Genomic DNA, 13,628 nt, shown 5'->3' on the forward strand with positions numbered 1-13,628 from the left:
TTGATTCCACCTATCGACGGCGCGCAGGTGCGTGCGTCGAAGGCATAATGTTCTGACTTCTCGTACCCCGAGTCTTGCACGCATGTCCCAAACTTCCGTTCCGGGTCAGGGCGCGAACGCCCCTACGACTGCCGATGCCACGGCAGCTGCCCAACGCGCTGCCGAATTGCGCATCGAGTTGGCGCGTCATAACCGCGCGTATTACGAGGACGACGCGCCGCTGATTCCCGACGCCGAATACGATCGTTTGTTTGGCGAACTGGTCGCGCTGGAAAACGATTTCCCAGCATTGCAGCGCGCCGATTCGCCGACCCAACGCGTGGGCGGCAAACCTGTCGACGGATTTGCGCCGGTCGTGCATCGCGTACCCATGTTGTCGCTGAATAACGGCTTTGCCGACGAGGATGTCGAGGCGTTCGATCGTCGCGTGTCCGACGGGTTGCGCGACGCGACGCCTGCGAATGCCGCCGGTGCCGCGAATGCACCGTCCGATGATTTGTTCGGATCGTCGGTCGAGTACGCCGCCGAGCTGAAGTTCGACGGGCTGGCCATTGCCTTGCGGTATGAGCAGGGCGTGCTGGTGCAGGCCGCGACGCGCGGAGACGGTACGACCGGCGAGGACGTCACGGCGAACATTCGCACGGTCAAGACGATTCCATTGAAGCTCGATACCGAACAACCGCCCGACGTGCTGGAAGTGCGCGGCGAGGTACTGATGTTCCGGGCCGACTTCGACAAACTCAATCAGGCACAAGAGGCGGCGGGCGAGAAGGTGTTCGTCAACCCGCGCAACGCAGCGGCCGGGAGCTTGCGTCAGCTTGATTCGAAGATCACGGCCAAACGTCCGCTGTCGTTCTTCGCTTATGGCGTGGGTGAACTGGTTGGCGTATCCATGCCGGAAACGCATTCGGCGTTGCTCGACTGGTACGTCACGCTGGGCATTCCGGTGAATGATCGTCGCGAGGTCGTGAAGGGGGCGGACGGGCTACTGAAGTTCTATCGCGCCGTGGGCGAGGCGAGAGCGTCGTTGCCGTACGACATCGACGGTGTGGTCTACAAGGTCAATCGTCGCGACGAGCAGGATCGCCTCGGTTTCGTCTCACGTGCGCCTCGCTTTGCACTGGCCCACAAATTCCCGGCGCAGGAAGCGCTGACGACACTGCTGGATATCGAAGTGCAGGTGGGACGTACGGGCGCGATCACGCCGGTCGCCCGACTGGCGCCCGTGTTCGTGGGTGGCGCGACGGTGACGAACGCCACGCTGCATAACGAGGATGAGATTCGTCGCAAGGACGTGATGATCGGCGACACCGTGATCGTGCGTCGTGCGGGAGATGTGATCCCCGAAGTGGTCGGGTCGGTGCTGGATCGCCGCCCGGCGGACGCCCGCGCCTTCGTCATGCCGACGGCGTGCCCGGTGTGTGGATCGGCCATCGAGAAGCTGCCGGACGAAGTGATTGCCCGTTGCACGGGCGGCCTCATTTGTGCCGCGCAGCGCAAACAGGCGTTGCTGCATTTTGCGCAGCGTCGTGCGCTTGATGTCGAGGGGCTCGGCGACAAGCTCGTGGAGCAACTCGTCGACCAGCAGATCATTCGGACGCCCGCAGACTTGTTCAAACTGGGCGTGGCGAAGCTGGCGGCGCTGGATCGGATGGCAGACAAGTCGGCGTCCAATCTCGTGGCGGCATTGGAAAAGGCGCGTCACACGACGTTGGCGCGATTCATCTTCGCGCTGGGCATTCGCCATGTGGGTGAGGCGACGGCCAAGGATCTCGCACGTCATTTCGGCAAGCTCGATAATCTCATCGCTGTGTGCAAGCGTGACTCCGATTTCACGGAACTGCTGGCGGTGCCCGACGTCGGACCCATTGTGGCCGAGTCGATCAACAATTTTTTCTGCGAAGATCATAATGTCGAAGTGATCGAGCAACTGCGCGCAGCGGGTGTGACCTGGCCGGAGTCGGAGCCAGCCGCCGTGGCGCCCCTGCCATTGGCAGGCAAGACTTTTGTGCTGACGGGTACGCTGCCGACGCTCTCGCGAGACGAAGCGAAGGCAATGCTCGAAGCGCAGGGAGCAAAGGTTGCAGGCTCCGTTTCTGCAAAAACCGACTACCTGGTGGCGGGGGCGGAAGCGGGCAGCAAGTTGGCGAAGGCTGAGGCGCTGGGTGTGCCGGTGCTCGACGAAGACGCTATGCGCGCGATGTTGGCTGCGCTTTGATGTGAGGATCCAACCGATGATTCGCGACATTCTGAAGATGGGTGATCCGCGCTTGCTGCGTATTGCCAAACCTGTCGAACAATTCGGCACGCCCGAGCTGGACGAGCTCGTCGCCGATATGTTCGAAACCATGAAACATGCGAACGGCGCAGGGCTTGCCGCCCCGCAGATCGGTGTCGATCTGCAGGTGGTGATCTTCGGCTTCGAGCATAACGAGCGTTATCCGGACGCGCCCGAGGTGCCGGAGACTGTGCTCATCAATCCGACCATTACGCCGCTCACGCAGGATATGGAAGAGGGGTGGGAGGGGTGTCTGTCGGTACCGGGACTGCGCGGCATGGTCAATCGCTACTCGATGCTTCGTTACGAAGGGTTCGATCAGCAAGGACGCGCCATCGATCGCGTGGCCGAAGGCTTTCATGCCCGCGTGGTGCAGCACGAGTGCGATCACCTGATCGGCAAGCTCTATCCGATGCGCATTACCGATTTCAGCAAATTCGGTTTCACCGAAATCCTGTTCCCGGGACTCGATCCGAATAGTGACGACTGAGGCACGCTTGCTGGTACTGGTACTGGTACTGGTGCTGGTGCTGGTGCTGGTGCTGGTGCTGGTGCCGGTGGATCGGTGATCGCTGCCGCGTTGGATGAAAAAGCCCGCCTTGAAGGCGGGCTTTTTCATGACTGCGTTCGATGAGTCAAGGACCGATCAGAATCCTTCGCCGGTACGCAGATAACGCCATTCACCGACGGGCAGGTTGCCGAGCGTGATGCGTCCCATACGTACGCGCTTGAGGCCGGTCACGTGCAAGCCGACCAGTTCGCACATCCGGCGGATCTGACGCTTCTTGCCTTCCTTCAGGACGAAGCGCAACTGCTCCGGATTCTGCCAGTCGACCTGCGCCGGCTTGAGCGGCTGGTCGTCGAGTTCCAGCCCATGGCGCAGCAGGGCGAGGCGTTCGGCGGGGAAATGGGCGTCCACGTTCTGCGTGTGCTCGTTGTACGAGACGCGCACGAGGTACTCCTTCTCGATATCCGAGTCCTCACCGATCAACTGCTTGGCGATGCGGCCGTCCTGTGTGAGGACGAGAAGCCCGGTCGAGTCGATGTCGAGGCGTCCGGCAGGCGCGAGGCTGCGCAGGTGGGAGGGAGAGAAGCGTACGCCGGCGTCGTCTTCGGCCCAATGGTGCTCGCTCGTCACGAGCACCACTGCAGGATCGTAACCGTCTTCCGCTTGCCCGGAGACATAGCCCACGGGCTTATGCAGCAGGATGGTGACACGGTTGGCCTGCTCCTTTTGTGCCGCGTGGACGACCGTGATTTCCTGCGTGGGCAGGATCTTGGTGCCGAGTTCCTTCACCACTTTGCCGTCGACACGCACCCAGCCTTTTTCGATCCACTCATCTGCTTCGCGTCGCGAGCAGAGGCCGAGTTCGGACATGCGCTTCGACAGACGCAGCGAACCTACAGCGTCATGATGAACCTTGATGTCGTCGTCTTCGTCATCGCGCTCGACGCGCGGTGCACGGGCTGGGCGCGCGGTGCGCTTCGCCGGATTCTCGCGATCGTCGCGGGCGAAACGTCCTCGGGGAGCACCCTCACCGCTACGGCGCGGACGGTCCTCATCGAAGCGACGCGGTGCGCGGTCGTCAAAGTCACGCTTGGGCGGACGAGCGAAATCGCCACGTGCGCCACCTTCGGTGTTACGGCGCGGACGGTCCTCATCGAAACGGCGCGGCGCGCGGTTGTCGAAGTCTCGTTTGACCGGACGAGCGAAATCGCCGCGAGCACCACCTTCGGTGTTGCGGCGCGGGCGGTCCTCATCGAAGCGACGCGGTGCGCGGTCGTCGAAATCTCGTTTGACCGGACGAGCGAAGTCGCCGCGAGCGCCACCTTCGGTGTTACGGCGAGGACGCTCCTCGTCAAAGCGACGCGGCGCACGGTCATCGAAATCGCGCTTGGGCGGAGGAGCGAAATCGCCACGAGCACCACCTTCGGTGTTGCGGCGCGGACGGTCCTCATCGAAGCGACGCGGTGCGCGGTTGTCGAAGTCCCGCTTGGGCGGACGGGCGAAATCGCCACGAGCACCACCTTCGGTATTGCGGCGCGGACGGTCTTCGTCGAAGCGACGCGGTGCGCGGTCGTCAAAGTCGCGCTTGGGCGGGCGAGCGCCAGCAACGCGCTCGCGCTGACCACGTGCCGGCGGGCGTTCGCCCGTCGCACGCTTCTCATAAGGCGCCGCGCCACCGGCCGGTTTGCGAGGTGCAGTGCTGTTTCCTGCCGGACGGCGTGCACCGGTCTGCGCCGAAGCATCGTCTGCCGGACGCGGACGTGCCGGCTTCCCGGCAGGCTTCTTGGGCGCACCATTGGCGTCGAGCATTGACGCAGGCACCGACTTGGTCGGACGACGCAGCGCGCCGGACGAACGCACAGGTGCGCGAGTCTTGTCGAGGGTTCGGGGGTGTTTCGCGCTCAGTTTGGCGCGGGGGGTATCGCTCATGGTTCCAATGCTTCGAGTAATTCGGTCTCGACGGCAATTTGCAGGCGGCTGTCCTGCAAACGGCTGCCATCGAGCAGGAACGTGTCTTCGACACGCTCGCCGAGGGTATTGATGCGGGCGGTTCGCACGCTAACGCCATGACGCGCAAGCACGCGAGCGACCGCGTATAGCAAGCCGGTGCGGTCGTTGGCCGACACTGACAGCAGGTAATACTGGCCGCGCTCATCGGGCCGGAGGTCGACCCGTGGTGTGACCGGGAAGCTGCGCGAGCGTCGAGGCAGGCGCCCCTTGCTCGGTTCGGCCAGCGGTTCGGGGCGCGTCAGTAGCGATACCAGTTCACTTTCCACCAGATTGATGATGTCGCGATAACTGGTGTCGAGGCCAGGGTCGGTCAGCAGGAAGCTATCCAGTGCGAAACCCTGACTGGTCGTATGTACCTTGGCGTCGAGAATCGACAGGCCCTTGCGCTCAAAATAGCCGCAAATACGCGCGAACAGATCGACTTGATCGCGCACGTAGACCAGCACTTGCAGTCCTTCGCCAATCGGTGACGGACGTGCTTTCACGATCGGCGATTCACTGTCGACATGCCGCCACAGATGACGCGTTTGCCAGGCCACGTCAGCCGGGTCGTTACGCAGGAAATACGCAACGTCCAACGTATTCCACAACGCTTCCTGCGCGCGCTCGGGCACCGTGTACAGGCGCAGTAATCCGAGCGCTTCTTCCTTGCGCGTTTTCAGTTGCGAATGCGGGTCTGGATTGGCGCCGCCCAGCACCTGTAACGTCAGCCGATAGAGGTCTTCGAGCAGCTTGCCTTTCCACGCATTCCACACCTTCGGGCTTGTGCCGCGAATGTCGGCCACCGTCAGGAGATAGAGCGCTGTGAGGCGCCGTTCGTTTTCCACTTTTTCTGCGAAGCGGCGGATGACTTCGGGATCGGTGGTGTCCTGCTTCTGCGCGACGGTGCTCATCGTCAGATGTTCACCGACGAGCCAGACAATCAATTCCGTGTCTTCCTTGGAGATGCCGTGACGCGTGCAGAACGTTCGCGCGTCGACCATGCCGAGCGTCGAGTGATCACCGCCGCGCCCTTTGGCAATGTCATGGAAGAGGGCGGCAATCGTCAGCACCCACGGACGGTCGAAGTTCGCGATCAACTGGCTACAGAACGGATACTCGTGCGTGTGTTCTGCGACAGCGAAACGGCGAATGTTACGCACGACCATCAGGATGTGCTGATCGACCGTGTACACGTGATACAGATCGTGCTGCATCTGCCCCACGACACGGCGGAAATTGATCAGGTAGCGGCCCAGTACACTCGTCTGATTCATCAATCGCAAAGCATGAGTGATGCCCTGCGGTTGCTGGAGGATGGCCAGGAATGTGCGACGGTTCTCCGGATCGGCCCGCCATTGTGCGTTCATCAATTCGCGAGCGTTGTACAGCGCGCGTAGCGTTCTGGCAGACAACCCTTTCACGCCGACGACCTGCTCGTAGAGCAGGAACGTTTCGAGAATCGCATTCGGATGACGCTCGTACAGCTCGTCATCCACGATTTCGATCATGCCTTGCTTCTCGACGAAGCGCTCGTTGATAACGCGGGTAACGCCGCTGGTCTGCGGGAACAGGCGCGCTTCCACGTTCAGCAAGAGCACGGTGTTGAGCTGCGTGACGGCTTTCGCTGCCCAATAGTACCGACGCATGAGCTGCTCGCTGGCCCGCTTCGTCGTCGTAGCGTCGAAGCCGAGGCTTTGCGCGAGCGCCGTCTGAAGGTCGAACACGAGAACATCCTGACGTCGTCGCGCCAGCAAATGCAGGCGGGCACGCCAACCTTTCAGGAATTGCTCGTTGCGCCGCAGTTCCTTCAGTTCGCGGTCCGTCAACAGATCGCGTGCGGATAGCTCTGCCCAGCTGTTGCCGAGGCCAGCGGCCTTCGTCATCCACAGAATGACTTGCAGGTCGCGCAATCCGCCTGGGCTTTCCTTGCAGTTCGGTTCGAGGCTGTAAGGCGTGTCCTGATACTTGGCGTGACGCTGGCGGATCTCCAACTGCTTGCTTCGGAAGAACGCGAGCGGGTCGAGATCTGCCGAGAAGCGTTGCTGGAACTCGTCGAAAAGTGCCTGATTCCCGGTAAGAAGTCGCGCTTCGAGCAGGCTCGTTTGCACCGTGATGTCGGCGTGCGCCTCGGAAATGCACTCGTCGACGGTTCGCACGGAGGAGCCGATCTCGACGCCAATGTCCCAGAGGAAGCCAATGAAAGGCTCGACGTGCGAGGTCAGCGCGTCGGCTTCGGCGCTGCGATGCAACAGCAGAATGTCGACATCCGAATACGGATACAACTCGCCACGCCCGTAGCCACCGACGGCCACAAGCGCAAAGTCCTCTGGCATCTGGAATTCGACCCATGCATCGCGCATCGACTGATCGACGGCGTGGCACAAGCCGTGCAGAAGCACGTCGATCTTGCCGTGCGTGGCGAAGCGCTCGACGAGTTCCGTCTTGCGGTCCTTGAGGGCCTGACGTAGCGGTGAAGGGGCGTGTGCACGTGCGTGCATGGCGGCTTCCAGAGGGTGGATTAACGACTGAGGCCGAAAAGTGTCGGGGCCGGGCGACCGCCGAAGTTGCCGGCGGCCGAACGATGATTGCTCAGACGGATGTTGCGAAAGACGCTACATAAGAGGACCCCGGCGGCGGCGGCGGCGTGAGTGCCGAGTGCGTCAGCACCTCGTGGCCGGTTTCGGTCACGAGGATTGTGTGTTCCCACTGTGCCGACAGGCTGCGATCGCGTGTCTTGACCGTCCATTGATCAGGCATCGTCCGAATTTCCCGCTTACCCGCATTGATCATCGGCTCGATGGTAAAAATCATGCCGGCCTGCAATTCGATGCCAGTACCTTGACGTCCGTAATGCAGAATCTGCGGATCTTCGTGGAAGACCTGACCGATACCGTGGCCGCAATACTCGCGCACTACGCTGTAACCCTGTGCTTCGGCGTGCGTCTGAATCGCCTGTCCGATGTCGCCAAGACGTGCGCCCGGGCGGACCTGATTGATGCCGAGCCACATGCACTCATAGGTCACTTGCGCCAGACGTTTCGCGAGAATCGTGCCGTCCCCGACGATGAACATGCGGCTCGTATCGCCGAAATAGCCGTCCTTGATCACCGTGATGTCAATGTTCAGGGCGTCGCCGTTCTTGAGGGCCTTCTCGCCGGGAATGCCGTGGCAGATCACGTCATTGACCGAAATGCAGGTGGCTTTCGGGTAAGGGGGGTAGCCGGGCGGCTGGTAGTTCAGCGGGGCGGGAACCGTGCCTTGCTCCTTGACCATGAATTCGTGGCAGAGGCGGTCGAGCTCCCCGGTGGTGACGCCGGCGCGCACGTGCGGCGTGATGAAATCGAGCACCTCGCTAGCCAGGCGGCAGGCAACGCGCATCATTTCAATGTCGTGGGCATTCTTGAGGGTGATAGCCATTGCGGAATCGGGCAAATTGCGTAAACAGTGACGCATTATCGCATCAATGGCGGGTTTTGGCCGGCTTTTAGCCTTGCCTGGCGCGGATTTCGGAGCGTTCCGAGGGTTGGTTTCGCCGATTCCGAAGGCGTCGTCGGAAAGGCGGCCCGATTGGCTGGCAAGCCGCGCAAACCGGGCATTTCCGGCGTGTCATCGCAAGTTCACATGTCGCTTGAGTACAGGCACGCTGCGATGCTATAATCTCGGGCTAAGTCGAGGACGAGTTGTCAATAAGGTCGAGGGTTTCCCCTCGGTTTTTGGCGAGTTTCATCGGGATTTTGACGCAGTTGGCCCCAATTTGGTGCCAAAAGGCGTTCGATCCGGTGAGAAAGCCTGGCGATATTCGCTTCATCGGCTTGGAACTTTTGAAATCGCGGGCCGGCGCACCCAGGGTGCCCGATCTTCGCAGGCGGGTCATGCAAAGCTGTATGGCAGTCTGACGAAACGGGTACGGCAGCCGGTCTAAGACCTAACCCTCACGGAGAATCACATGTCTGTCACGATGCGTCAGATGCTGGAAGCGGGCGTCCACTTTGGTCACCAAACCCGTTTCTGGAACCCCAAGATGGCCCCCTATATCTTCGGCCATCGCAACAAGATTCACATCATCAACCTCGAAAAGACGTTGCCGATGTACCAGGATGCACTGAAGTATGTGCGTCAACTGGCAGCAAACCGCGGCACGATCCTGTTCGTGGGTACGAAGCGTCAAGCGCGTGACATCGTGGCCGAAGCCGCGGCACGTGCCGGTATGCCGTACGTCAACAACCGTTGGCTGGGCGGCATGCTGACGAACTTCAAGACCCTGAAGTCGTCGATCAAGAAGCTCAAGGACATGGAGCAGGCGCTGGAAGCCGGCGAGCAAGAGCGCATGAGCAAGAAGGAAGCGCTGCTGTTCGATCGCGAAATGGCCAAGCTGCAAAAGTCGATCGGTGGCGTGAAGGAAATGGGCGGCATGCCCGACGCCATCTTCGTCGTCGACGTCGGCTATCACAAGATCGCCATCACCGAAGCCAACAAGCTGGGCATTCCGGTGATCGCTGTGGTCGATACGAACCACTCGCCGGAAGGTGTGGATTATGTGATTCCGGGTAACGACGACTCGAGCAAGGCTGTCGAGCTGTACGTCCAAGGCGTTGCTGACGCGATCCTCGAAGGCCGTGCAAACGCCGTCAAGGAAGTCGTTGAAGCCGTTCGCGGCGAAGGCGACGAGTTCGTCGAAGTGAACGAAGAGGCGTAAGCGGCCACCGCTGCGTAACAAAAGGGGCTGCTTGTGGCGCCCCTTTTTTTTAGTTCGATTTCCCCGCGTCGGGTGAGCGGGGCGCCAGGGGCGGGCGGTGAGGCCGTCCGAGCGATGCCCTTTCCCGACACTGATTCGATATACAGGAGTAACGATATGCCGGCAATTACTGCAGCAATGGTGGGCGAACTGCGCGCCAAGACCGATGCGCCGATGATGGAATGCAAGAAGGCGCTGACCGAAGCCAACGGCGACATGGTCCGTGCTGAAGAAATCCTGCGTGTCAAGCTGGGTAGCAAGGCCAGCAAGGCCGCGAGCCGTATCACCGCAGAAGGCGTGATCTCGGCTTACATCGATGGCGGCAAGGGTGCCGTGGTTGAAATCAACTGCGAAACCGACTTCGTCTCGAAGAACGACGACTTCCTGAAGTTCGCCAACGACCTGGCCAAGCTGGTCGCAGATAACAACCCGGCCGACGTCGCTGCCCTGTCGGCACTGCCGCTCGACGGCAAGACCGTTGACCAGATCCGTGCCGACCTGATCGGCAAGATTGGTGAAAACATGACGATCCGTCGCTTCCAGCGCTATGAAACGTCGGGCAAGCTGGCTGCTTACCTGCACGGTACGCGCATTGGCGTGGTCGTCGAGTACGACGGTGCCGATGCTGAAGTCGGCAAGAACGTTGCCATGCACATCGCCGCCATGAAGCCGGTCGCTGTGTCGGGTGATCAGGTTTCGTCGGAACTGATCGAGAAGGAACGCAAGGTTGCCGCCGAAAAGGCCGCCGAATCGGGCAAGCCGGCCGAGATCGTCGCCAAGATGGTGGAAGGCAGCGTGCAGAAGTTCCTGAAGGAAGTCTCGCTGTTCAACCAGACGTACGTGAAGGACGACAAGGCAACCGTCGAGCAGATGCTCAAGGCCAACAACACCACGGTCAAGGGTTTCACCATGTTCGTGGTCGGCGAAGGCATCGAGAAGAAGCAAGACGACTTCGCTGCCGAAGTGGCTGCGCAAGTGGCCGCCGCAAAGCAGTCGTAATTCGCGCAGTACCGTAGTATCCGGGGGCGGCGGTGCCGTCCCCGTTGTTTCATCCAGAATACCCCAACAGTGCCCGACCAGACTTCTTAAGGACCGCCATGTCTACTCCTTACAAACGCGTACTTCTCAAGCTCTCTGGTGAAGCCCTCATGGGTGACGATTCGTTCGGTATCAATCGCGCAACCATCGAACGGATGGTTGGCGATATCGCCGAAGTCGTTCGCCTGGGCACGCAATTGGCCGTCGTGATCGGCGGTGGCAATATTTTCCGCGGTGTGGCTGGTGGTGCCGCAGGCATGGACCGCGCAACGGCCGACTACATGGGGATGCTCGCCACGATGATGAACGCCCTGGCGTTGCAGGACGCCATGCGTCACGCCGGCATCGAAGCGCGTGTGCAATCCGCGCTGCGTATGGACCAGGTCGTCGAACCGTACATCCGCCCGCGCGCGATCCGCCAGCTTGAAGAAGGTAAAGTCGTGATCTTCGCCGCCGGTACGGGCAACCCGTTCTTCACGACCGACACGGCTGCGGCATTGCGCGGCTCGGAAGTCGGTGCAGAGGTGGTGCTCAAGGCGACTAAGGTCGACGGCGTGTACTCGGCCGATCCCAAGAAGGATCCGGACGCAGTAAAGTACTCGACCATCAGCTTCGACGAGGCTATCTCGAAGAACTTGCAGGTCATGGACGCGACGGCTTTTGCGCTGTGCCGCGATCAGAAGATGCCGGTGCGCGTTTTCTCGATTGTGAAGCCGGGCGCGCTCAAGCACGTCATTCTCGGCGAAGACGAGGGAACGCTCGTCCACGTTTGAGTTCAAATTGCGGCGTCCGCGTGCATTGGCGCGCCGACGCCGTATCATTTATGTTTGCGTAACAAATTTTAGGTTTGGAGGTTGCCATGAGCGTTGCTGACGTCAAGAAGAATGTCGAGCAAAAGATGAAGAGCTCGATCGAGTCGTTCAAGAACAACCTGGCGAAGATTCGTACCGGCCGCGCACACGTGGGTCTGCTCGATCACGTCCAGGTCGATTACTACGGTTCGATGGTGCCCATCTCTCAAGTGGCCAACGTGAGCCTGGTCGACGCCCGCACGATTGGCGTGCAACCGTGGGAAAAGAACATGGTGGCCAAGGTCGAGAAGGCGATTCGCGAGTCGGATCTGGGTCTGAACCCGGCAACGCAGGGTGACCTGATTCGTGTGCCGATGCCCCAGTTGACCGAAGAGCGTCGTCGCGAAATGACCAAGCTGGTCAAGTCGGAAGGTGAAAACGCCAAGGTTGCCGTGCGTAACCTGCGTCGCGATGCCAATGAGCAGCTTAAGAAGCTGGTGAAGGACAAGGAAATTTCGGAAGACGACGAGCGTCGTGGTGGTGATGACGTTCAGAAGTTTACCGACAAGTTCGTCGCCGAGATCGATGAGCTGGTCAAGCAGAAGGACGCCGAGATCATGACGGTCTGAGTGCCTCGGCACTTACCGCACGATCTCCGTAGACTTTCGCGCTCGACTCCCGCGCCGTATCTCAATGGGTTTTCTCAGCTCTACGCTTTCTGCTCCAGAGACAGCGAGCATTCCGCGCCACGTTGCCATCGTCATGGATGGCAACGGGCGTTGGGCTACCAGTCGTAAATTGCCCCGCGTGGCGGGGCACAAGCGCGGCGTTGATGCCGTGCGTGAGGCGGTGACGGCATGTGCTGAGCTCGGCGTCGAGTACTTGACCCTGTTCGCGTTCAGTTCCGAGAACTGGCGTCGTCCTCAGGATGAAGTCTCGACGCTGATGCAGTTGTTCATTCTCGCGCTCGAACGCGAGGTGGGTAAGTTGCACAGTAATGGCATTCGTCTTCGCGTCATTGGCGCGCTCGAAGCGTTCGAGCCGCGCATTCAGGAACTCGTCCGGCGGGCAGAGGAGCGCACGCAGGACAATAAGGGGCTGACGTTGACCATCGCCGCGAACTACGGCGGGCGATGGGATATTCTCCAGGCAGCTCAGAAGCTTGCCGCGGCGCGCGTTGCGCAGGGCGGGGCGTCGGCACTCGAGTCATCGTTCTCAGAGGACGACCTCGCGCCTTATCTCAGCATGGCTTATGCGCCGGAGCCGGATCTCTTTATCCGCACCGGCGGCGATCAGCGCGTCAGTAATTTTCTGCTTTGGCAACTGGCGTACACTGAGTTGTATTTCACCGAAGAATTCTGGCCGGACTTCAACGCCAATACGCTCAAGCGAGCCGTCGCCGAGTTTCAGCAGCGCGAACGCCGTTTCGGTCGTACCAGCGCTCAAGTCCAGAACCCCTCGGGACAATCCGCCTGATGCTCAAGACACGCGTTATTACCGCTGTCGTACTTCTCGCCATTCTTTTGCCCGTGATCTTCGTCGGTACGCCGGCGCAGTTCGCATTGCTCGCGGCCGTCATCGTGGCTGCTGCGGGTTGGGAGTGGGGGCGACTGGTTGGACTCAACGGCACCGGTGCGATCTTCTACGGCGCACTGGCTTTGCTCGGCGTTGGGCTGACATGGGGGGGCGGCTGGACGTTGTCTTCCATTTGGCTCAAACCCGCAGCAATCTTCTGGCTGCTCGCAGGACCTTACACACTTGCGCGCAAGCCGGCGACGAAGGGCGCATGGCGTGGCCTGTTGTTGGTCGCCGGGCCCGTGGTGCTGATTGCTGCGTGGCAAGCACTTTGTCTGGCGCGTGAGCGCGGCGTGGCTTTCCTGCTCTCCGTGCTCGTGATCGTGTGGCTCGCCGACACCGGCGCGTATTTTGCTGGCCGGGCGTTCGGCAAGCGCAAGCTTGCGCCGTCCATCAGTCCGGGCAAGTCCTGGGAAGGTGCAATCGGTGGTTGGCTGTTGGTGCTCGTGGTCGCGGCAGTAGTGCTCGCCAGCGGTCTGCAAGCCCCCACGATCGTTTCCTATCTCGCCAGCACGCAGGGCCTCGCACTCGGCGCATTGACGCTCACGGTCCTGGTCGCCTTTTCGGTCGTGGGCGATCTGTTCGAATCTCAACTCAAGCGGCAAGCCGGCGTGAAGGATTCCAGCGCGCTGCTGCCCGGTCATGGCGGCGTGCTCGACAGAATCGACGCGCTCCTCCCGGTGCTACCGCTGGCTCTGCTCTTCGTCTGAT

Annotated in this window: 11 protein-coding genes; 8 read left to right on the forward strand and 3 right to left on the reverse strand. The window is 61.0% G+C overall.

Annotated features, from left to right (window positions below):
* Positions 1-82 precede the first annotated feature (82 nt).
* Together ligA and def are read left to right on the forward strand one after the other, a co-directional pair.
* Positions 83-2,218, forward strand: coding sequence for an NAD-dependent DNA ligase LigA (gene ligA / locus A9762_RS26625; protein ID WP_069344970.1), 2,136 nt, complete (start codon positions 83-85; stop codon positions 2,216-2,218).
* 16 nt (positions 2,219-2,234) lie between these two features.
* Positions 2,235-2,768, forward strand: coding sequence for a peptide deformylase (gene def / locus A9762_RS26630; RefSeq protein WP_069344971.1), 534 nt, complete (start codon positions 2,235-2,237; stop codon positions 2,766-2,768).
* Between the two features lie 156 nt (positions 2,769-2,924).
* On the opposite strand, the gene A9762_RS26635 is transcribed toward def, so the two are convergent.
* The 3 genes from A9762_RS26635 to map form a co-directional block, all read right to left on the reverse strand.
* Positions 2,925-4,715 carry a pseudouridine synthase gene (locus A9762_RS26635; RefSeq protein ID WP_069344972.1) on the reverse strand — a complete coding sequence of 597 codons (1,791 nt, stop codon included), beginning with the start codon at positions 4,713-4,715 and terminating at the stop codon, positions 2,925-2,927.
* A complete protein-coding gene (locus A9762_RS26640) occupies positions 4,712-7,276 on the reverse strand; it encodes a [protein-PII] uridylyltransferase (protein ID WP_069344973.1) in 2,565 nt (854 codons plus the stop codon). The genes A9762_RS26635 and A9762_RS26640 overlap by 4 nt, the downstream gene beginning before the upstream one ends.
* Positions 7,277-7,367: 91 nt before the next feature.
* Complete coding sequence (map, locus tag A9762_RS26645; RefSeq protein WP_083254323.1) at positions 7,368-8,231, reverse strand: type I methionyl aminopeptidase; 864 nt, start codon at positions 8,229-8,231, stop codon at positions 7,368-7,370.
* 493 nt (positions 8,232-8,724) lie between these two features.
* Here map and rpsB point away from each other — a divergent pair, with 493 nt between their 5' ends.
* From rpsB to A9762_RS26675, 6 genes are all read left to right on the forward strand, one after another.
* Positions 8,725-9,474: a 30S ribosomal protein S2 gene (gene rpsB / locus A9762_RS26650; protein WP_039398738.1), complete on the forward strand. Its 750-nt coding sequence runs from the start codon at positions 8,725-8,727 to the stop codon at positions 9,472-9,474.
* A 156-nt stretch (positions 9,475-9,630) separates the two neighbouring features.
* Positions 9,631-10,512, forward strand: a complete 882-nt coding sequence (gene tsf, locus A9762_RS26655) for a translation elongation factor Ts (RefSeq protein ID WP_069344975.1) — start codon at positions 9,631-9,633, stop codon at positions 10,510-10,512.
* Between the two features lie 98 nt (positions 10,513-10,610).
* A complete protein-coding gene (gene pyrH / locus A9762_RS26660; protein ID WP_069344976.1) occupies positions 10,611-11,324 on the forward strand; it encodes a UMP kinase in 714 nt (237 codons plus the stop codon).
* Positions 11,325-11,410: 86 nt separating this feature from the next.
* Complete coding sequence (gene frr, locus A9762_RS26665; protein WP_069344977.1) at positions 11,411-11,971, forward strand: ribosome recycling factor; 561 nt, start codon at positions 11,411-11,413, stop codon at positions 11,969-11,971.
* 64 nt (positions 11,972-12,035) lie between these two features.
* Positions 12,036-12,818 (forward strand): polyprenyl diphosphate synthase, encoded by a 783-nt coding sequence (uppS, locus tag A9762_RS26670; protein ID WP_069344978.1) that lies wholly within the window; start codon positions 12,036-12,038, stop codon positions 12,816-12,818.
* Entirely contained in the window at positions 12,818-13,627 is an 810-nt protein-coding gene (locus A9762_RS26675) for a phosphatidate cytidylyltransferase (protein WP_069344979.1), read from the forward strand. The genes uppS and A9762_RS26675 overlap by 1 nt, the downstream gene beginning before the upstream one ends.
* The last annotated feature ends 1 nt before the right edge of the window (position 13,628 follow it).

This window comes from Pandoraea sp. ISTKB (assembly GCF_001721285.1).
Lineage (GTDB): Bacteria > Pseudomonadota > Gammaproteobacteria > Burkholderiales > Burkholderiaceae > Pandoraea > Pandoraea capi.

Coding starts and splice junctions, on each gene's coding strand:
- ligA (WP_069344970.1), top strand. CDS start 83: ATGTCCCAAACTTCCGTTCCGGGTCAGGGCGCGAACGCCCCTACGACT.
- def (WP_069344971.1), top strand. CDS start 2,235: ATGATTCGCGACATTCTGAAGATGGGTGATCCGCGCTTGCTGCGTATT.
- A9762_RS26635 (WP_069344972.1), bottom strand. CDS start 4,715: ATGAGCGATACCCCCCGCGCCAAACTGAGCGCGAAACACCCCCGAACC.
- A9762_RS26640 (WP_069344973.1), bottom strand. CDS start 7,276: ATGCACGCACGTGCACACGCCCCTTCACCGCTACGTCAGGCCCTCAAG.
- map (WP_083254323.1), bottom strand. CDS start 8,231: ATGCGTCACTGTTTACGCAATTTGCCCGATTCCGCAATGGCTATCACC.
- rpsB (WP_039398738.1), top strand. CDS start 8,725: ATGTCTGTCACGATGCGTCAGATGCTGGAAGCGGGCGTCCACTTTGGT.
- tsf (WP_069344975.1), top strand. CDS start 9,631: ATGCCGGCAATTACTGCAGCAATGGTGGGCGAACTGCGCGCCAAGACC.
- pyrH (WP_069344976.1), top strand. CDS start 10,611: ATGTCTACTCCTTACAAACGCGTACTTCTCAAGCTCTCTGGTGAAGCC.
- frr (WP_069344977.1), top strand. CDS start 11,411: ATGAGCGTTGCTGACGTCAAGAAGAATGTCGAGCAAAAGATGAAGAGC.
- uppS (WP_069344978.1), top strand. CDS start 12,036: ATGGGTTTTCTCAGCTCTACGCTTTCTGCTCCAGAGACAGCGAGCATT.
- A9762_RS26675 (WP_069344979.1), top strand. CDS start 12,818: ATGCTCAAGACACGCGTTATTACCGCTGTCGTACTTCTCGCCATTCTT.